This window comes from Streptomyces sp. NPDC047043 (genome assembly GCF_040644055.1).
GTDB lineage: Bacteria > Actinomycetota > Actinomycetes > Streptomycetales > Streptomycetaceae > Streptomyces.
Genome location: NZ_JBEYVO010000032.1, coordinates 29,240 through 47,493, shown reverse-complemented (window position 1 = coordinate 47,493; position 18,254 = coordinate 29,240). Strand labels below are relative to the sequence as shown.

Annotated in this window: 16 protein-coding genes; 9 read left to right on the top strand and 7 right to left on the bottom strand. The window is 71.5% G+C overall.

All coding sequences use genetic code 11. The annotated features are described in order from the left end of the window. Positions 1-8: 8 nt before the first annotated feature. Complete coding sequence (locus ABZ880_RS40415) at positions 9-1,487, bottom strand: ABC transporter substrate-binding protein (protein WP_361274069.1); 1,479 nt, start codon at positions 1,485-1,487, stop codon at positions 9-11. 87 nt (positions 1,488-1,574) lie between these two features. Beyond that, the gene (locus ABZ880_RS40410) at positions 1,575-2,801 is read right to left on the bottom strand and encodes an MFS transporter (RefSeq protein WP_361274067.1); all 1,227 of its coding nucleotides are present in this window, start codon (positions 2,799-2,801) and stop codon (positions 1,575-1,577) included. Positions 2,802-2,848: 47 nt separating this feature from the next. Here ABZ880_RS40410 and ABZ880_RS40405 point away from each other — a divergent pair, with 47 nt between their 5' ends. Both ABZ880_RS40405 and ABZ880_RS40400 read left to right on the top strand, forming a co-directional pair. Then, complete coding sequence (locus ABZ880_RS40405; protein ID WP_361274064.1) at positions 2,849-4,264, top strand: PLP-dependent aminotransferase family protein; 1,416 nt, start codon at positions 2,849-2,851, stop codon at positions 4,262-4,264. Positions 4,265-4,330: 66 nt separating this feature from the next. Further along, positions 4,331-5,545 carry a lipase gene (locus ABZ880_RS40400; RefSeq protein ID WP_361274061.1) on the top strand — a complete coding sequence of 405 codons (1,215 nt, stop codon included), beginning with the start codon at positions 4,331-4,333 and terminating at the stop codon, positions 5,543-5,545. On the opposite strand, the gene ABZ880_RS40395 is transcribed toward ABZ880_RS40400, so the two are convergent. Both ABZ880_RS40395 and ABZ880_RS40390 read right to left on the bottom strand, forming a co-directional pair. Beyond that, positions 5,518-6,195 carry an HAD family hydrolase gene (locus ABZ880_RS40395; protein ID WP_361274058.1) on the bottom strand — a complete coding sequence of 226 codons (678 nt, stop codon included), beginning with the start codon at positions 6,193-6,195 and terminating at the stop codon, positions 5,518-5,520. The genes ABZ880_RS40400 and ABZ880_RS40395 overlap by 28 nt on opposite strands. Positions 6,196-6,225: 30 nt before the next feature. Continuing rightward, complete coding sequence (locus ABZ880_RS40390) at positions 6,226-7,431, bottom strand: helix-turn-helix domain-containing protein (RefSeq protein ID WP_361274055.1); 1,206 nt, start codon at positions 7,429-7,431, stop codon at positions 6,226-6,228. Between the two features lie 128 nt (positions 7,432-7,559). Here ABZ880_RS40390 and ABZ880_RS40385 point away from each other — a divergent pair, with 128 nt between their 5' ends. The 3 genes from ABZ880_RS40385 to ABZ880_RS40375 are packed head-to-tail and all read left to right on the top strand — an operon-like array spanning position 7,560 to position 11,058. Next, entirely contained in the window at positions 7,560-8,486 is a 927-nt protein-coding gene (locus ABZ880_RS40385; RefSeq protein ID WP_361274052.1) for a proline dehydrogenase family protein, read from the top strand. 39 nt (positions 8,487-8,525) lie between these two features. Continuing rightward, positions 8,526-10,157 (top strand): L-glutamate gamma-semialdehyde dehydrogenase, encoded by a 1,632-nt coding sequence (pruA, locus tag ABZ880_RS40380; RefSeq protein ID WP_361274049.1) that lies wholly within the window; start codon positions 8,526-8,528, stop codon positions 10,155-10,157. Between the two features lie 25 nt (positions 10,158-10,182). Beyond that, positions 10,183-11,058 (top strand): alpha/beta hydrolase, encoded by an 876-nt coding sequence (locus ABZ880_RS40375; protein WP_361274046.1) that lies wholly within the window; start codon positions 10,183-10,185, stop codon positions 11,056-11,058. Between the two features lies 1 nt (position 11,059). Here ABZ880_RS40375 and ABZ880_RS40370 read toward each other — a convergent pair whose 3' ends face one another. Together ABZ880_RS40370 and ABZ880_RS40365 are read right to left on the bottom strand one after the other, a co-directional pair. Further along, on the bottom strand, positions 11,060-11,266 hold the full coding sequence (locus ABZ880_RS40370; RefSeq protein WP_361274043.1) for a DUF5988 family protein: 207 nt from the start codon (positions 11,264-11,266) through the stop codon (positions 11,060-11,062). Between the two features lie 91 nt (positions 11,267-11,357). After that, positions 11,358-12,305, bottom strand: a complete 948-nt coding sequence (locus ABZ880_RS40365) for an NADP-dependent oxidoreductase (protein WP_361274040.1) — start codon at positions 12,303-12,305, stop codon at positions 11,358-11,360. Between the two features lie 356 nt (positions 12,306-12,661). On the opposite strand from ABZ880_RS40365, the gene ABZ880_RS40360 reads away from it, so the two are divergent. Then, positions 12,662-12,793: a hypothetical protein gene (locus ABZ880_RS40360; RefSeq protein ID WP_020121043.1), complete on the top strand. Its 132-nt coding sequence runs from the start codon at positions 12,662-12,664 to the stop codon at positions 12,791-12,793. 89 nt (positions 12,794-12,882) lie between these two features. On the opposite strand, the gene ABZ880_RS40355 is transcribed toward ABZ880_RS40360, so the two are convergent. Next, on the bottom strand, positions 12,883-14,454 hold the full coding sequence (locus ABZ880_RS40355; RefSeq protein WP_361274036.1) for a metallophosphoesterase family protein: 1,572 nt from the start codon (positions 14,452-14,454) through the stop codon (positions 12,883-12,885). 142 nt (positions 14,455-14,596) lie between these two features. Between ABZ880_RS40355 and ABZ880_RS40350 the strand changes: the two genes are divergently transcribed. The 3 genes from ABZ880_RS40350 to ABZ880_RS40340 all read left to right on the top strand — a co-directional run bounded on the left by ABZ880_RS40350 (position 14,597) and on the right by ABZ880_RS40340 (position 18,248). Beyond that, entirely contained in the window at positions 14,597-15,640 is a 1,044-nt protein-coding gene (locus ABZ880_RS40350; RefSeq protein WP_361274033.1) for a 3-isopropylmalate dehydrogenase, read from the top strand. A gap of 321 nt (positions 15,641-15,961) precedes the next feature. After that, complete coding sequence (locus ABZ880_RS40345) at positions 15,962-17,050, top strand: branched-chain amino acid aminotransferase (RefSeq protein ID WP_361274030.1); 1,089 nt, start codon at positions 15,962-15,964, stop codon at positions 17,048-17,050. Between the two features lie 127 nt (positions 17,051-17,177). After that, positions 17,178-18,248 (top strand): hypothetical protein, encoded by a 1,071-nt coding sequence (locus tag ABZ880_RS40340; protein WP_361274029.1) that lies wholly within the window; start codon positions 17,178-17,180, stop codon positions 18,246-18,248. The last annotated feature ends 6 nt before the right edge of the window (positions 18,249-18,254 follow it).

The window sequence follows — 18,254 nt, the reverse complement described above, 5'->3', positions numbered from 1 at the left end:
GCGGACGCTCACTTGACGTACGTGTCCGCAGTGACCAGCTCCCGCTCGCGCGGGTCGTGGGCGGCACCGACCACTCCGGTGGCATCGCCCTGGATCACGCGCTCGTGGAGCATCGGCACGGCGGCGTCGGTGGCGAGCACGGCTGCCTCGGCCGCGACGACGGCCCTGCGCCGGGCCTCGCCGGTCGCGGTGCCGCCCGCCTTCCTCAGCGCCTTGTCCACGGTCCTGTCCGCGAGCCGGGAGATGTTGAAGGAGCCGTCGGAGGCGAAGTCGCTGTACAGGTACGCGGCCGGGTCGCCGGAGTCGAGAACCGTCGCGCGGGAGAGGACGAACGCGTCGAACTCGCCCGCCAGCGCGTCGGATTCGATGTTCGCGTACTCGCGGACATCCAGCTTCACCCGGAACCCGGCCTTCTGCAGCTGCTGTTGCAGTGCGGCCGCGACCTCGGGCAGCTCGGCGCGGTCGGTGAAGGTGCCGATGGTGACGGTCCGGCCGGCCGGGTCGCCCGCCTTCGCGAGGGACACCGGCTTGCGCAGCCCGGCCGCCCACGGCAGCGCGGGCCCCAGCAGCCCCTCGGCGACGTCGGCGCGGCCCTCGTACACGCCCTTCACGATCGACTCGGCGTCGACGGCCTCGCGGGCGGCGGCCCGCAGGGAGGCGTCCTCGAAGGGGCCCTTCGCCGTGTTGAGGTACAGCGTGTTCGTACGCGGCATCGGGACCTCGGTGATCAGGTCCTCGGCGAGCAGCGCGGCCTGCGAGACGGGCACCGCCTCGACGATGTCGGCCTCGCCACTGCGCAGCGCCGCCGCGCGGGCGGTGCCGTCGGGCACGAACTTCACGTCGATTCCGGGGGACTCGGCCCTGCCGCCCCAGTAGCCGTCGTAGCGGTCGAGGGTGGCGGAGGAGGTGCCGTTCACCGATACGAGCTCGAAGGGCCCGGTGCCCGCGCCGACCGGGTTCACCGACTTTCCGCGGTACGCCTTCGCCGCGAGGATCGACAGCTGCGGCGAGCTCAGCCGCTGCGGGACGAGCGGGTCCTCGTCGGCGGTGGTGACGGTGACGGTGTCTCCGTGCGCCTCGGCGGTGAGGTCCACACCGTCGAGGATGCGGGGCTTGGGGGAGGCGGTCGCGGCCCTGGAGAGGGAGCGGACCACGGCCTCGGCGTCGAGCTTCGTGCCGTCGTGGAAGGTGACATCCTGGCGTATCTCGAAGGTCCAACTCCGGCCGGACTGGGTCCACTTGGTGGCGAGCGAGGGTTCGGCGTCGCCGTCCGCGTCCAGCTTCACCAGGGTCTCGGCGGTCGACCAGCGCGACAGCTTGAACGCGTCGTCGGACAGCGGGGACAGGCCCGAGCGCGGCGGCTGCATCATCGCCACGCGGATGCGCCGGCCGTCACCGCCGCCCTCGGCGGGGGTTCCCGAGAAGCAGCCGGTGAGCAGGGCGGACGCAACGGCGGCCGAGAGCAGGTGGCGGGCGGGCAGGCGCACGGAACCCTCCGGGTAAAGGGGTGGTCAAGGGGGAGCGTTCCGACCGTAGCATGATGACAATCGTTTTCAATAGCTGGGTGGTGCGGGTCACAAGGCGGGATGGTGCAGGTCGCGCAGGGCCGGGATCAGTGCGACCAGCATCAGCGCCGCCGTCACCGCGAACGCCCACGGGTAGCCGGTCAGGCCCGCCAGGACGCCGAAGCCGGCCGCGCCGACGCCCATGCCGCCGTCGTAGGCGAGGTTCCACAGGGCGCTGACCGTGCCGTACGAAGAGGCGGAGACCCGGGCGTACATCAGCGTGAGCGTGGCGTTCTGGGCGATGCCGAAGCCTGCACCGAACAGGGCGGTGCCCGCGACGACGGCGACCGGGCTGCCGGTCGCGGCGGTGACCAGCACGCCCGCCGCCGACAGCAGCAGGCCGGGCAGGACGAGCCGGGCGCTGCCGTGCCGGTCGCGCTGCAGGTCGCCGTACCGGCCCGCCAGCCAGCGGGTCAGGGTCGAGGCGGCGGGCTGTACGAACAGGGCCACCGCGACGACCGGGGCGGATGCCGACGGGACGGCCAGCGGCAGGAAGGTGACCAGGATTCCGGCGGCCGTGGCGGTGGCGGCGAAGACGAGGACGGGACGCAGCAGGGCGCCCGTTCGCAGCCCGCGGACCACACCCACCGACTCCCCCGACGCCGCCGGCCGGTCCGGCAGTCCGAGCACGGAGACGATCGCGGCCAGCGCCGCCGCGCCCCCGATCACGGCGACCGTCCCGTACCCCGCGTGCCCGGCCAGCCACAGGCCCAGCGGCAGGGCGACCAGCGACGGCACTCCGGAGACCACGCCCACCACGGCCAGGCCCTCGCCCCGCCGCTCCGCCGGGATCAGGGACGCGGTCAGGGCGCCGCCCGCGACGATCGTGAGCGCGAAGCCCAGGCCACGCACCAGGCACACCGCCACGATCCACACCAGGTCCCCGGAGACCGTCAGCACCACGGCCGGCGCGCCGAGCAGGAACAGGCCGGCCATCAGGGTCACCCGGTATCCGAAGCGCGCGACGAGCCGGGGGGTGACCAGTTCGCCGAGGACCGTGGCGAGCATCAGGGAGCCGGTGGCCAGGCCCGCACCCCTTCCGCCGCCCGCCCCGGCGGCGTAGGCGGGCACCACCGACAGCAGCAGGAAGAAGCTGACACTCGCGCCGATCAGGCTCACGAAGCGGAGCAGCAGGGGCCGGGTCAGCAGGGACGGTCGGGCGGTCGAAGGGGCGGTCGGGTGCGGGGCGTTCGGCTGGGCGGAGTCCGGCTGCGGGTCGTCCATGGAAGTCGTCATGCCTACGACGCTAGGGAGCGACCGGCTCCCCGCTAAGCTCCAATTCCATGCCTCTGCAGTGGGCCGGTCTGTCGCCCGAGCTGCTTCTGACCGTCGACCGGGACGGCGGGGAGCGGCTGTGCGCGCAGCTGGAGCGGCAGCTGCGCGACGCGATCCGCTCGGGTCGGCTGCAGGCCGGCGAACGCCTCCCGTCCTCCCGTGAACTCGCCCGCGTCCTCGGCCTGTCCCGGGGGCTCGTCCAGGACTGCTACGCCCAGCTCCAGGCCGAGGGTTACCTCGTCACCCGCGTCGGCTCGGCCACCCGCGTCGCGGACTGCGCCCAGGTGGAGGCCGTCCCCGCGGCGCCCGCGCCCGACGCCGGCCCCCGCATGATCGCCGACTTCCGGCACGGCGTCCCGGACCTGAGGTCCTTCCCGATCGCCGACTGGCTGTGGGCGACCAGGGAGGCGGCCCGCACCATCCCGACCGCCGAGCTCGACTACGGTGATCCGCGCGGCAGTTCGGCCCTGCGCGAGGTCGTCGCCGGGTACCTGCGGCGCGTGCGCGGCGCCGCCGCCGACCCCGCCCGTACCGTCGTCTGCTCCGGCTACGCACAGGGCCTCGGCCTCGCCCTGCGCGCCCTCGCCGGCTCCGGGGTGCGCATGGTGGCGTACGAGGACCCCGGCGGCCCGGCCACCGCGACGGCGGCCGCGGAGGCGGCCGGCCTCACGGCCGTACCGGTCCCGGTCGACGAAGCGGGCGTCGACGTACGGCAGTTGGAGGCGACCGGCGCCCGGGCGGTGATCGTGACCCCGGCCCACCAGTGGCCGACGGGTGTGGTGCTCGCGCCCGAACGCCGGCACGCCCTGACCGAGTGGGCGGCGCGCAGGGACGCGTACGTGATCGAGGACGACTACGACGCCGAGTTCCGCTACGACCGCGAACCGGTGGGCTCCCTCCAGGGCCTGGCCGCCGACCGGGTGATCTCCATCGGCACGGTCAGCAAGTCCCTGGCCCCCGCCCTGCGCCTGGGCTGGCTGCTGTGCCCTCCGGCACTAGCCCAACCCCTCACCGACCTCAAACGCATCGCCGACCGCGGCTCACCCGCCCTCGACCAGCTCGCCCTCGCCCGCCTGATCGAGTCCGGCCGCTACGACCGCCATCTGCGCCGCATGCGCACGACGTACGCGACCCGCCGCACCGCCCTCGTCTTCGCCCTGTCCCGACACGCCCCGTCCGTACGGCTGTCGGGGCTGGCGGCGGGGTTCCACGCGGTGGCGCACCTGCCGTCCGGGACCGACGAGGGGGCCGTGGTGGCGGAGGCCCGGGCCCGCGGAGTCGGCCTGTACGGCATGAGTGCCTGCCGCTCCTCGGGGGCCGCCTCGCCGCCCCAACTCGTCCTGGGATTCGGTGATCTGACGGACCGTGCGATCATCGAGGGGGTCGAGGCGGTCGGCGATCTGCTCATGGGCGCCGACTCCTGAGACGTCTCGGGCACCTCGAGGCCTCGATGGACGGTTCTCCAGGACTCGGGGGTTCTGATGAGCGGAGTGGCAAGGAGATCGTTACTCGCGGCGGCCGGGGCGGCGGGCCTCGTGGCGACCGGCACGCGGACCGCGTGGGCGGAAACCGGGCAGCGGGCGCAGCGGATACGGCTGACGCTGTCGGGGCCGACGGGACCGTCGCAGGTCGGCACGACGGAGCTGCACCTCGTCGACTCCTCGCGCCGGGACCCGTGGACCTCGACCGCCGCACCACGCGAACTGATGGTCAGCCTCTGGTACCCGACGTCCGACCCCCACGGCCGACCGCGTGCCCCCTGGCTGCCGACCGGCGCGGAGGCGGTGTGGAAGCGGCAGGTCGCGCAGCAGATCCGGACCTCCCTGGACGACGTCGACCTTCCCGTGACCCACGCTGCCGAGGACGCCCCGGTGGCGGCCGGTCGTCGCGGCCGTCCGGTCGTGCTGTTCTCCGCGGGATACGGCTCGGTCCGTGCGCTCGGCACCGCGCTGGTCGAGGACCTCGCCAGTCATGGCTTTGTGGTCGTCGCCGTCGACCACACCTACGAGGCCCCGGTCGTGGAGTTCCCCGGCGGTCGCCTGGAGCTGAGCAGGCAGCCGGCCGACGCGACCGACGACGACATCCTCAAGGCGCTGGGAGTGCGCCAGGACGACATCCGGTTCGTGCTGGACACGCTGGTGCAGCTGAACGCCGGACAAAACCCCGACGCCGGGCACCGTCCGCTGCCCCGGTGCCTGCGCGGCAGCCTCGACCTGTCCCGCGTCGGCATGTTCGGGCACTCGCTCGGCGGCGACACGACGGCCGAGGTCATGGTGCAGGACCGCCGTATCCGCGCCGGCGTCAACCTGGACGGAGCCGTCCACGGGGCCGCCCGCACCGCCGGCCTCGACCGGCCCTTCCTCCTGATGGGCAGCGCGGTCCATGGCCGCGACACCGACGACACCTGGGCCGACTTCTGGTCGCAGCTGCGCGGCTGGCGCCTCGACCTGCGGCTGCGCGACTCGCGGCACATGACGTACACCGACCTGTCGCCCCTGGCCCAACAGCTGGAAAAGGCACTGCCGTTGGCCCCCGAGGTGATCGCCTACCTGACCGCCACCATCGGCACGATCGACGCCGACCGGGCCGTCGCGGCCCAACGCGCCTACCTGGCCGCCTTCTTCGACCTCCACCTGCGCGGCAGGGACGGACATCTCCTGTCCGGACCGTCCGCGCGCTACCCCGAGATCGAGTTCGTACCGTAGCCGGGGGCACGACCGGTCACGTGGTCGATGGCCGATGCGGCGTCGGTGGCGGTCTGTGTGGGCCGGTACGCCGTTTCGGTCCACGGGCGGCCGCCCGACACCCACACGCTGCGGGCGTCGATGCCGATGGCGCCCCGGATGTCGGCGTGCGGTGAATCGCCGATCACCCAGGCGCCGTCGAGGGATGCTCCGACGATGGCGGCCGCCGCCTCGAAGGCTTCCGGCGCGGGCTTCCTGTGGCCGATCGCCTCGGAGACCACCCAGCCGTGCACGAGGCCGTCCAGGCCGGTGTTGCGGATCTTCGTCTCCTGCTGGGCGACCCGGCCGTTGGTGACGATCACGCAGGTCCAGCCGTCCGCGCGGGCCCTGCCGAGAGCGCGCCGGGTGGACTCGGGCAGGGTGACGCGCTCGGCGGCGCCGTGATCGAGGAACCTGCGTACGGCGGAGACGGGGACCGCCGGGCCGTAGCGGTCGGTCATGGCCCCGGCGACCTCCCGCCGTGGCGTGTAGCCGCTCGCGTCGAGGGCGAGCAGCCGGGCGAGGTCGCCGGCGGGCAGGGCGTGCTCCGCGAGGAAGGCGGCCGCCGCTTCACGGAAGGCGGCGTCCCGGTCCACCAGGGTGTTGTCGAGGTCGATCATCAGCAGCGGCACGACTGCAGTCGATCACCGGCAGCCGCATGCCTACAACCGCGCCCCCTTCAACGCCATGTGCAGCAGCAGCCGGTCCTCGCCGTCGTCCAGGTCCAGGCCGGTGAGCTGCTCGACGCGGGAGAGACGGTAGTAAAGGGTCTGGCGGTGGATGCCCAACTCCGCGGCGGTGCGGCCCGCTTGGCCCGCGCGGTCCAGGTACACCTCTGCCGTACGGGCGAGTTCGCGGTGGGCGGGTGCCAACAGGGCGTGTACGACGGGGTCCTGGGCCGTCTCCGGGGGCATCGCGGTCAGCAGGCGGAACGGGCCGATGTGCGCCCACTCGGCGACCGGACCCAGCCTTGGCTCGGCGAGCGCCGCCCGGGCCGCCGCGGACGCCTCCCGCCAGGCGGTCCCCAGCTCGGCGAGCCCCACCCGCGCGGAGGCGATCCCGGCGGCCGCCGCCCCGGCCCCCGACTGCTCCAGCAGCCGTCCCGCCGCCGAGGTCGCCGGTGTCAGCACGTCGGCCGAGCGCAGCCGGACCAGCAGCGCCAGGGAGTGTGCCGTCGCACCCCACGGCACCGTGCACAACGCCGTCGCGCCCGGCACCGTACGCACCGACGGGGTGTCCTCCGGGTCGTCGGAGGGCCACGGGGCCACGCACACCACCGTGTGGACGCCGTCCGCGCGCGCCCCCAGTGCCGTGCGCAGTTCCGTCACCGCCATGTCGTGCTGCCAGTCCCGCTCGGCGACCAGCACGGCCCGCAGTTCCCTGCTCAGATCCGCCCCGTGCTGGGCCTCGTCCGCGAGCAGCGCGCCGATGCGGACCGTCACCTCCATGGCCGCGGTCAGCTGCCGCTCGGTCGGGCCCGGATCGGAGTCCAGCAGCCAGACGTACCCCAGGACCACACCCCGATGGCGTACGGGCAGACAGATCCGTCCCCGGTAGACCCCGGCCTCGGGCGTGGGCGGGATACGGACCGGGCCCGTCGCCCGTGTGATGCCGAAGCCCTCGAACCACGTACGGACCGCCCGAGTCGAGCGCCGGGTCAGGATCGAGCGGGTGCGCACCGGATCCAGCGCCGAGGTGTCGAGGTCGCCCTCACTGTCGTACGCACCGAAGGCGATCAGCTCGAAGTCGCGGTTCTCCAGGGTCGCCGGGGCGCCCAGGAGCTCCGAGATCTCGTCCACCAGCTCCTGGTAGTCACCCACGTTTTTGAAAGGTCCAGCGTCGGCCGTCACTCGGGCATTCTCCCGCATAATCCCTGCCCCTTCATACATCTGTCTGAGATCTGCGGCACGGATGCGTGACAGCTGTCGATGGCTGAGGATCGGAGGGATCCTTAGGTTTCACGGTGGTTCTATCTGCTGGTTTGTGGAGGTGCCCCGTGCTGGGTCCCGTGATTCTTGCCGCGTCGCGCAGCGACCGGATGCGACGCCTGATCTCGGCGGCCCCGGTGACCAAGCAGGTCGTCGACCGCTTCATCCCCGGCGAGACCGTCGACGACATCGTGCCGATCATCGAGGACCTCACCGACCGGGGCCTCGAGCTGACGATGGACGTCGTCGGCGAGGACATCACCACCCCCGAGCAGGCCGGCGCCGCCCGTGACGCCTATCTGGCGCTGATCGACAGGCTCAAGCAGCTGGAGCTCGGCGAGCGGGTCGAGATGTCCGTCAAACTGTCGATGTTCGGACAAGCGCTGGACGGCGGCCACGAACTCGCGCTGAAGAACGTCCGGCCCGTGGTCGAGGCGGCGGCCGCCATCGGCACGACCGTCACGCTCGACGCCGAGGACCACACCACCCTCGACTCGATGTTCGCCATCCACGAGGAGCTGCGGAAGGACTTCCCGCAGACCGGCTGCGTCATCCAGGCCTACCTGTTCCGCACCGAGGCCGACGCCCGCCGCCTCGCCGCGGCCGGCAGCCGGGTGCGGCTGGTGAAGGGCGCGTACAAGGAGCCCGCCGAGGTCGCGTACCAGCAGAAGCAGGAGATCGACAAGGCGTACGTCCGGGTCCTGAGGACTCTCATGGAGGGCGAGGGGTATCCGATGATCGGATCCCACGACCCGCGCCTGATCTCCATCGCCCAGGAGCTCGCGCGCAAGGCCGGGCGCAAGCTGGACGAGTACGAGTTCCAGATGCTCTACGGCATCAGGAGCGACGAACACCTGCGACTGGCCGCCGAGGGCCACCGCATGCGCGTCTACACCGCCTACGGCACCGACTGGTACGGCTACTTCATGCGGCGCCTGGCGGAGAAGCCGGCGAACCTGCGCTTCTTCGTCCGCAGCATGATCAGCAAGGGCTGAACCCGAACACCCGCTCAAGTTCAAGGAGTTACGGATCTCATGGACGCTGTGACCCAGGTCCCCACCCCCGTCAACGAGCCGGTGCACGGCTATGCCCCCGGTTCGCCCGAGCGTGCCCGGCTCGAGGCCAAGCTGAAGGAGCTGGCCGAGAACCCGGTCGACCTGCCGATGACCATCGGCGGCGAGAAGCGGATGGGCGGCGGCGAGCGGTTCGACGTCGTACAGCCGCACAACCACAAGGCCCGCCTGGGTACTTACGCCAACGCGACCCAGCAGGACGCCCAGGACGCCATCGACGCGGCCCTCGCCGCCGCGCCCGCCTGGCGTGCGATGTCCTTCGACGACCGCGCCGCGATCATCCTGCGCGCGGCCGAGCTGCTGTCCGGTCCGTGGCGCGAGACGCTCGCCGCGTCCACCATGCTCGGCCAGTCGAAGACCGCCCAGCAGGCCGAGATCGACTGTCCCTGCGAGCTGATCGACTTCTGGCGCTTCAACGTCGCCTACGCCCGCCAGATCCTCGCCGAGCAGCCCCCGGCCAACTCCCCGGGCGTCTGGAACCGTCTGGACCACCGCCCGCTGGAGGGCTTCGTCTACGCGATCACGCCGTTCAACTTCTCGGCCATCGCGGGCAATCTGCCCACCGCGCCCGCGCTCATGGGCAACGTGGTGGTCTGGAAGCCGTCCCCGACCCAGACCCACGCGGCCGTCCTGCTGATGCAGCTGCTGGAGGAGGCGGGCCTGCCCAAGGGCGTCATCAACCTCGTCACCGGCGACGGCATCGAGGTCTCCAAGGTGGCCCTGGAGCACCGCGACCTCGCGGGCATCCACTTCACCGGCTCGACCAAGACCTTCCAGTACCTGTGGAAGACGGTCGGCAACAACATCGAGAAGTACCGCACCTACCCGCGGATGGTCGGCGAGACCGGCGGCAAGGACTTCCTGGTCGCCCACCCGAGCGCCGACCGCGCGGTCCTGAAGACGGCCCTGACCCGCGGTGCCTTCGAGTACCAGGGCCAGAAGTGCAGCGCGACCTCCCGGGCGTACATCCCGGCGTCCATCTGGAACTCCGGTTTCAAGGAGGAGTTCGCGGCCGAGGTCGACCACCTGACCATGGGTGACGTCACGGATCTCGCCAACTTCATCGGCGCCGTGATCGACGACCGCGCCTTCGCCAAGAACAAGGCGGCGATCGACCGCGCCGAGCAGGACCCGGCCTGCACGATCGTCGCGGGCGGCTCCTACGACGACTCGGTCGGCTACTTCGTCCGCCCGACCGTCGTCGAGTGCAGCAACCCGGAGAACGAGGTGTTCCGCACCGAGTACTTCGGCCCGTTCCTCGCCGTGCACGTCTACGAGGACGACCAGTACGAGGAGATGCTGACCCAGATGGAGTCGGTGTCCGACTACGCGCTCACGGGCTCGGTCGTCTCGGGCGACCGTGCCGCTGCGGCGTACACGATGGAGAAGCTGCGCTACGCGGCCGGCAACTTCTACATCAACGACAAGTCGACCGGCGCCGTCGTCGGCCAGCAGCCCTTCGGCGGTGGCCGCGCCTCCGGCACCAACGACAAGGCCGGCGCCCCGCAGAACCTGATGCGCTGGACCCTGACCCGCGCCATCAAGGAGACGCTGGTCCCGCCGACCGACTACACCTACCCGCACATGGGCTGACACGTCATCAGGGCACACTGCCCTCATGACCATGACGGAGAACGAGCCCCCGACCGTGGTGGCCGACGACGGTGTACGTCTGTGGGCCGCACGGTCGGGCGGGGACGGTGATCCCCTGGTGCTGTGCCACGGCGGGCCCGGCCTCTGGGACTACTTCGAGGACCTGGCGGAGCTGCTGGCCGACCTGACCCCGGTCGTCCGCTGGGACCAGCGCGGGTGCGGGCGTTCGCAGCGGTCCGTCGCCGGGCCGTGGACGAGCGAGCGGTTCGTCGCCGATCTCGACGCCGTACGACGGCACTTCGGGCTGGAGCGGATGCGGCTGCTCGGCCACTCCTGGGGCGCGTACCTCGCGCTGAGCTATGCGCTGGCGCACCCGGAGCGGGTGAGCGGCCTGGTGTACGTGGCGGGCACGGGTATCGGCCCCGACTCCGACTGGCGCCCCGCCTTCGAGACCAACCTCCTGGCCCGGCTCGGCGAGCACCCCGAACGCCTCGCCCGCTGGCGGGAGTTGGCGGACCGGCCGGTGCGGTCCGAGACGGACGACCGGGAGTGGGCGGTGCTCCAGTGGTCGGCCGAGTCGGAGGACCGCGAGCGGGCGCAGGAGCGGGCCGGGCGGATGGCCGACCCGTGGTTCGGGGTCAACCACCGGTGCAGCAGGGCCCTCGAGGAGGAGCGCGGGCGCCGGTGCGGCACACCCGGGCTGTACGACGCCTGCCGGTCCCTCGACCTGCCCGTACTGATCGTCGACGGGGCCCGCGACATCCGGCCGCGGTCCGCCGTGGACTCCCTGGAACGCACCTTGCCCCGCGTCCGCCGGGTGATCCTTCCGGACGCGGGGCACATGGTGTGGACCGACGACCCGAAGGGCTTCCGTCGGGCCGTGGCGGCTGAATCGGGGTGAGCTAGCCGGGCATCTCCGTCCGCTCCCACCACTCGTAGACGGGGAGCTTCCCCTCGGGCGTCTCCGTCAGCCGCGGGGTCGGCCTGAAGTGCTCGTAGCCGTTGCGGAGCTCGATCTTCAGATCTGCCCCGGATGTGGGGACCTGGACGATCCGATCGGGCAGGTCGGCCGGACCGCCCTCGAGGAATGCCTTGAATTTGTCGCTCATGACCTCACTGTTCCCGTTCGCCGGAATTCGGTGTCGCGCGCCGCGCGGAGGATCAGTCGTGTGGGCGATCCGGCCCACTGCCCGGTAGGAGTCAGTCGGGGAGCACGAGCACCAGCTTGCCCTTCGCGTGCCCCGCCTCGCCCAGCTCATGGGCCTTGGCCGCCTCGGCGAAGGGAAGGGCCGCCTCGACGTGGATGCGGACCCGGCCGCCCGCCAGCAGGGCGGCGATCTTCTCCAGCCGTTCGCCCGAGGGCGCCGCCTGGACCACCGCGAAGCGCATGCCGCGGGCCTCCACCTCCTCCGGGGCGAGGCCCAGGTTGCCGGGGATCGCGGAGATCAGCAGGCCGCCGGGGCGGAGGGTGTTGAGGGTGCGCGGGCCGTAGTCGCCGCCGATCAGGTCGAGGGCCACGTCGATGTCGTGCACGGCGTCCGTGAAGTCGGTGGCCGGGTAGTCGACGAGCTCGTCGGCGCCGAGGTCGCGCAGGAAGTCGTGCCGGTCGGCGCGGGCCGTGGCGACGACGTAGGCGCCCTCCGCCTTGGCGAGCTGCACCGCCGCATGGCCCACGCCGCCCGCCGCGGCGTGGATCAACACCCGGGTGCCCGGACCGACTTGGGCGATGTCGATCAGGGCCTGCCAGGCGGTGAGCGTGGCCGTCGGCGCGGCGGCCGCGTGGATGTGGTCGACGGTGGCGGGTTTCGCGGCGAAGTGGGCGGCGGGGGCGGTGACATGAGTGGCGTAGGCGCCCGACTCGACCTTGCCGAAGACCTCGTCGCCGGGGCGCAGGCGGGTGACGCCGTCGCCGACCGCCTCCACGGTGCCGGAGAGGTCCCGGCCCAGCGTGAAGGGCGGTTCGCCGTAGAGCGGGGCCGTGCCCGAACGCACCAGCAGGTCGATCGCGTTGATCCCCGCGGCGCGCACCCGCACCAGCACCTCGCCCGCCGCGGGCACGGGCAGCGGCCGCTCCTCGACCTCGAGCACCTCGGGGCCGCCGAACCGGCGCTGGGTGATCACCTGGGTGCGGGGATGTTCCGTGGTCATCGGGGTCTCCCTCCCGAGTACGGACCGGGCGGCGGTACGGCCGCTCCCGACCATCGTGACTCCGGGGTTCCCGCTCGTCATCGCCTCGCACCGCTTTCGCCCACGTCGGCTGAAAACCGCAGCTCAGCGCGGTGTGACCCAATCCACCGTCTCAGATAGTAGGAAGTCCGAGTAATTGTGGAGACAGACCGGCGCTCCTCGCTTAGCTTTGTAGAAGCCGAACGTCTCGCTCGACCAAGCGAATGGCGGTCGTGAGCCGGGCCCCGTGCAGGCAACCCCTGCGGCCCGCTCCCCGCCCCACCCGGCGTCTCGTAACCCTCTTGTGCACTCCAGGATTTCGAAGGAGTCGAATTCCCATGGCCGAGACGACCGCACGCCGCCGAGTCCGTCACACCTCCCGTACGAGCGAGTCCGACCGCAAGAACGCCGCGGCCGCCCTGCAGCGCGCCCTCGACCGCAGGGACAACGGCGGTTCGACCGGCCACTGAGCCGGGCATCACCTACAGGCCGGGAGCCGCACCCTCCCCCACTCTCGACTCGCTCGAGCGGGAGGGACCCCATGAGGTGCGGCGCGGACTCACGTCCCGCGCCGCACCTCGAAGTGATCGATGCGCTCGCCGCTCTGCGCGAGCGCCGACACCTTGAGGACCGGCCGCGCACCGCTCTCCGCCTCCACCGCGAGGAGCGAGAAGCCCCGGTAGCGCACCCGCGACCACTCCACGGTCTCCGCCGCGGAGGCCTTCGACTTCGTCCAGTGGAAGCTGTCGATGGAGTCGTGGTGCGTGGCGTGCCCCTCGTAGCTCTCCTTCACGCCCGACGGGAAGCCGTACAGATCACGGCCGCCGCCGCCCGCGGTGACGTACACGATCCCGTCCTTCGTCGGGTCCGTCGACGCCCCGATGGGGACGGACCGGCCGACCTCGCCGTCCTTGACGGCGTCGGTCCGCTCGTAGACGTGGTTGTGGCCGTTGATCACCAGGTCCACCTGGTGTCTGGCGAACACCGGCAGCCACTCCGCCCGCACCCCGCCGTCGGAGGCGTGCGAGGAGGTCGAGTAGGCGCAGTGGTGGAAGAAGACCACGACGAAGTCGACCGTCTTCGACGCCCGCAACTCGCCGAGCTTCTCGTCCAGCCACTTCGTCTGCCGGCCGCCGCTGTGGCCGAAGTTGGCGGGGATCTCGTACGACACGTCGTTCGCGTCCAGCGCCACGAAGCCGACGTTGCCGTACGTGAACGCGTACACCCCCGGCGCCGTGCGCGCGTCGAAGCCGCTGTCCGGGAGGGAGAAGCGGGCCAGCTGGCCGCCGTAGCCCTCGGGCGAGTACCAGGCCTCCATGTCGTGGTTGCCGGTCGTCACCATCCAGGGGACCGTCTTCGCGACCGACTCGTTCTGCTTGAGGAACAGGTCCCAGAAGCCCGGGTCGTAGCCGTCCGACTTCTCGCCGCGGCCGTTGGTGTCGGCGTAGCAGATGTCGCCGGCGTGGAGGTGGAAGGCCGGCTTCTGGCGCAGGATGACATGGTCGTTGGCGGCCGCGGCCTGGCTGACGCCCTGGTCGCCGAAGGCCGTGAACACGAACTTCTCCGGGCTGGCCGGCGCCGTACGGAAGCTGCTGATCGTCGAGCGGTGCTTCGGTGAGGCCGGGTCGAAGCCGTCGTGGCCCACGCCGTAGTAGTACGTCGTGCCCGGGCGCAGGCCGTCCAGGGCCGCGTGGACGTAGTACTGCTCCAGCGCCGCGCGCACACCCGTCACGCCCGGGGTGTGCAGGTCGCGGATCTCGGCCTCGATCTTCCGGCTCAGGTCGTCGGGCTCGAGGCCGACGCGGACGTACGGCTTCTTCACGGCGAGCGGGACCTGCCACGAGACCCGCATCTGCGTCTTCGGGTCGGCACCGAAGGCGAGGTGGCGGCCGAAGGGGGAGACCACCGAGCCGTGCACCTGCGAGGTCGCGGGCGAGGGGGTCGTTCCCTGCGGTCCCTGTGCTCCCGAGCCGCTGCCGCCGCAGCCGGTCAGCAGTCCGCCCGCCGCCACCGCGCCCGCCGTCACCAGCGTGCGGCGCCGCATGAGTTTCGTGCGCAGGTACTCGTGCTGCTCGGCCATGCTCATGCGGCTTGCGAGCTGCGGCGGAATGCCGAAGTCGGGAATGTCCATGGTGGTGAAGTTCCCAGCGAATCCCAACGCCCGCCAGTCATACGGGTGAACGGGTGGCGTCCAGTTGACGCCCTCCGTCGTCGCCCTGTCCGTATCGCGGACATGACGTGTCATCCCATGGGACGGGGAGTAGGGTTCCCACATGTCTCGCAGCATCAATCTCGCAGTGATCCCCGGTGACGGCATCGGCCAGGAGGTCGTGGCCGAAGGTCTGAAGGTCCTCTCCGCCGTCCTTCCGCAGGATGTGAAGCTGGAGACCCAGGAGTACGACTTCGGCGCCACGCGTTACCACGCCACCGGTGAGACCCTCACCGACGCCGACCTCGAGTCCCTCAAGCGGCACGACGCCATCCTGCTCGGCGCCATCGGCGACCCCTCGGTCCCGTCCGGTGTCCTGGAGCGCGGCTTCCTGCTCAAGCTCCGCTTCGCCTTCGACCACCACGTCAACCTGCGGCCGAGCAGGCTGCTGCCCGGCGTCGCCACCCCGCTCGCCGGTGAGCCGCAGATCGACTTCGTCGTGGTCCGAGAGGGCACCGAGGGCCCGTACACCGGCAACGGCGGCACCATCCGCAAGGGCACCGAGCACGAGGTCGCCACCGAGGTCTCCGTGAACACGGCCTTCGGTGTCGAGCGCGTCGTCCGCGACGCCTTCGCCCGTGCCCAGGCCCGCCCGCGCAAGAAGCTCGCGCTGATCCACAAGAACAACGTGCTGACCTTCGCGGGTCACCTGTGGACCAATGTCTTCAACAAGGTGGCCGCGGAGTTCCCCGAGGTCACCACCGAGTACATGCACGTGGACGCGGCGACCATCTACCTGGTCACGCAGCCCGAGCGCTTCGACGTGATCGTCACCGACAACCTCTTCGGCGACATCATCACCGACCTCGCCGCGGCCGTCTCCGGCGGCATCGGCGTCGCGGCCTCCGGCAACATCAACCCGTCCGGAGAGTTCCCGTCCATGTTCGAGCCGGTCCACGGCTCGGCCCCGGACATCGCCGGCCAGGGCAAGGCCGACCCCAGCGCCACGGTCCTGTCCGTCGCCCTGCTCCTGCGCCACCTCGGCTACGAGGCCGAGGCCGCCCGTATCGACGAGGCGGTCTCCGCCGACCTCGCCGAGCGCACCGGCAAGCCCGCCCGCAGCACCGCCGAGATCGGCGACGCGCTGGCCGTACGAGTAGCCGGCTGACCCGCGGCGCCACTCGAACTCCCCCACTCTCGACTTCGCTCGAGCGGGGGGACCCCCACCGAAGCCGCCGGGTCACTCCGCACCCGGCGGCTTTCGCATGTCCCCCGCCGGGTGCCACCATCATCCCCTGGGCCGCATTTCACGCCGTTTCTCCCCCCCATAGCCTTAAGGGCATGGGTGGTACCCCCATCGGACCCCGCCTTGCGATAATCGAACGCGGAGCCGCGGATTGAGGGAATGCTCGGACGTCCTAGCACTGGCCACTGGCAGTACGGACGTGAGCGCGGCCCGTCACACACAACCGGTGAAGGACAACCACTCATGACGACGCCCACGATCGAGCTCAAGCCCTCGGCCTCGCCACTCTCCGACGCGGAGCGCGAGGCGATCCTGGCGAACCCCGGGTTCGGCCGCCACTTCACCGACCACATGGTGACGATCAAGTGGACCGAGGGCCGCGGCTGGCACGACGGCCAGCTCGTCCCGTACGCCCCGCTCTCCCTCGATCCCGCCACGATGGTCCTGCACTACGCGCAGGAGATCTTCGAGGGCCTCAAGGCCTACCGCCAGCCCGACGGCACCGTCGCCACCTTCCGCCCCGGGAAGAACGCCGAGCGCTTCCAGCGCTCCGCGCACCGCCTCGGCATGCCCGAGCTGCCGGTCGACACGTTCATCGAGGCCTGTGACGCCCTGGTCCAGCAGGACAAGGCGTGGGTGCCGGCGCACGGCGGCGAGGAGTCCCTCTACCTGCGCCCGTTCATGATCGCGACCGAGGTCGGCCTGGGCGTGAAGCCCGCCAACGAGTACCTCTTCCTGGTCATCGCCTCCCCGGCCGGCGCCTACTTCCCCGGTGGCGTCAAGCCGGTCTCCATCTGGCTCTCCGAGGACCGCGTCCGCGCCGTCCCGGGCGGCATGGGCGACGCGAAGACCGGCGGCAACTACGCGGCCTCCCTGCTCGCCCAGGCCGAGGCCGCCGCCAAGGGCTGCGACCAGGTCTGCTACCTCGACGCGGTCGAGCACAAGTGGGTCGAGGAACTCGGCGGCATGAACCTGTACTTCGTGTACGGCGACAAGATCGTCACCCCGTCCCTGACGGGCTCCATCCTCGAGGGCGTCACCCGTGACTCCCTGCTGACCGTCGCCCGCGACCTGGGCTACGAGTCCGAGGAGGGCCGCGTCTCCATCGACCAGTGGCAGCAGGACGCCGAGAACGGCACCCTCACCGAGGTCTTCGCCTGCGGCACCGCCGCCGTCATCACCCCCGTCGGCACGGTCAAGCGCGAGAGCGCCGAGTGGCAGCAGGCGGGCGGCGAGCCCGGCGAGGTCACCCTCAAGCTGCGCGAGGCGCTGCTGGACGTCCAGCGCGGCAAGGCCGAGGACGTCCACGGCTGGATGCACCGCCTCGGCTGATCCCAACTGCCGGTCGAAGACCGGGAGTTCGTTCGACGCGTAGCGCTTCCCCCGCGCGGGTATCCACTCCTTCCGCGGGGGGAGCGTGCTCTCCGGTGTGCGGAAACGGCCGGGGGAGGGAGCGCGGGTGAACGGGCGTACGCCGATGTCGAGGCCACGCTGGCTGCTCCGTGCGTTACGCACCCCGCGCCGGCCGCAGAGCCTCACGGTGCTGGCCCTGCTCGCCGCCGTCGCCGGGCTGCTGCTGTGGTGGGCCCACGCCATGGACAGCTACGGCGAGAACCTCGCCCTCAACCTCGGCACCGACCTCGTCGGCGTCGTCGTCACCGTCTTCGTGATCGGCCCGCTGATCTCCCGCGCCCAGGAGGGCCGGGTCCGCGAGCACACCCGGCTCGACTACGAGTGGTTCAGCGCCCAGGTCTACGGCTCGACCTCGAACGTGAAGGTGCTGGACACCTTCTCCAACCTGTTCGGCCCGCAGTACTCCGAACGGCTCTTCCGCGGCATCAGGTCCGCCACCGCGCACGGCGCCCGGGTGCAGATCCTGCTCCTCGACCCCGACTCCCTCGCCGTCATCCTGCGCGGCCGCGAACTGGGCGAGCAGAGCGCCGACATCCGCCGCGACATCCTGCGCAACCTGCGCACGCTCAGCCAGTTCGCCCGCCGCCTCGACGACACCGCCCGCCAGTTCCTCGAGGTACGCCTCTGTTCCACCTCCCCGGGCGTGACCCTCTACCGCTGGGACGAGCGCTCCCTCGTCTCCTTCCTCACCGTCGGCCGGCTCTCCGGCGAGGGCGTCCAGCTCGAGGTCGCCGTGCGCTCCCCGCTCGGTGCCTTCGTCGAGCAGCGCTTCGACGAGCTGTGGCAGCAGAGCAAGCCGATGGAGCGGTTCACCCATCTGCCGGTGACCCTGGTCGACGCGACCGACGGGCGCCGGGAGTTCACCTGCCGGTTCGTCTACGTCGAGGACTGTCTCTACGTCGCCGGGCACGACCTGGTGTCCTATATGGCGCGCCACCGCCTCGACCAACTCTCCGCGTACAGCGAGGCCTTGGCCGTGTCGGGCGCCCATGAGCTGATCGTCGTCGACGACGAAAGCGACCTGCATGAGCTGCTGAGGCAGCACTTCGCGGAGAAGTACGATGCGTCGGCGGCCGCCTTCGTCGAGTTGCGGCCGCCTGTCCTGGTCACGGAATAGAGGCCC

What these genes read in the sequence shown, in the direction of transcription:
- ABZ880_RS40365 (WP_361274040.1), bottom strand. Translation starts at nt 12,305, where the DNA reads ATGACCACGGAACATCCCCGCACCCAGGTGATCACCCAGCGCCGGTTC.
- ABZ880_RS40350 (WP_361274033.1), top strand. Translation starts at nt 14,597, where the DNA reads ATGTCTCGCAGCATCAATCTCGCAGTGATCCCCGGTGACGGCATCGGC.
- ABZ880_RS40355 (WP_361274036.1), bottom strand. Translation starts at nt 14,454, where the DNA reads ATGGACATTCCCGACTTCGGCATTCCGCCGCAGCTCGCAAGCCGCATG.
- ABZ880_RS40390 (WP_361274055.1), bottom strand. Translation starts at nt 7,431, where the DNA reads ATGCGGGAGAATGCCCGAGTGACGGCCGACGCTGGACCTTTCAAAAAC.
- ABZ880_RS40410 (WP_361274067.1), bottom strand. Translation starts at nt 2,801, where the DNA reads ATGACGACTTCCATGGACGACCCGCAGCCGGACTCCGCCCAGCCGAAC.
- pruA (WP_361274049.1), top strand. Translation starts at nt 8,526, where the DNA reads ATGGACGCTGTGACCCAGGTCCCCACCCCCGTCAACGAGCCGGTGCAC.
- ABZ880_RS40375 (WP_361274046.1), top strand. Translation starts at nt 10,183, where the DNA reads ATGACCATGACGGAGAACGAGCCCCCGACCGTGGTGGCCGACGACGGT.
- ABZ880_RS40370 (WP_361274043.1), bottom strand. Translation starts at nt 11,266, where the DNA reads ATGAGCGACAAATTCAAGGCATTCCTCGAGGGCGGTCCGGCCGACCTG.
- ABZ880_RS40405 (WP_361274064.1), top strand. Translation starts at nt 2,849, where the DNA reads ATGCCTCTGCAGTGGGCCGGTCTGTCGCCCGAGCTGCTTCTGACCGTC.
- ABZ880_RS40360 (WP_020121043.1), top strand. Translation starts at nt 12,662, where the DNA reads ATGGCCGAGACGACCGCACGCCGCCGAGTCCGTCACACCTCCCGTACG.
- ABZ880_RS40345 (WP_361274030.1), top strand. Translation starts at nt 15,962, where the DNA reads ATGACGACGCCCACGATCGAGCTCAAGCCCTCGGCCTCGCCACTCTCC.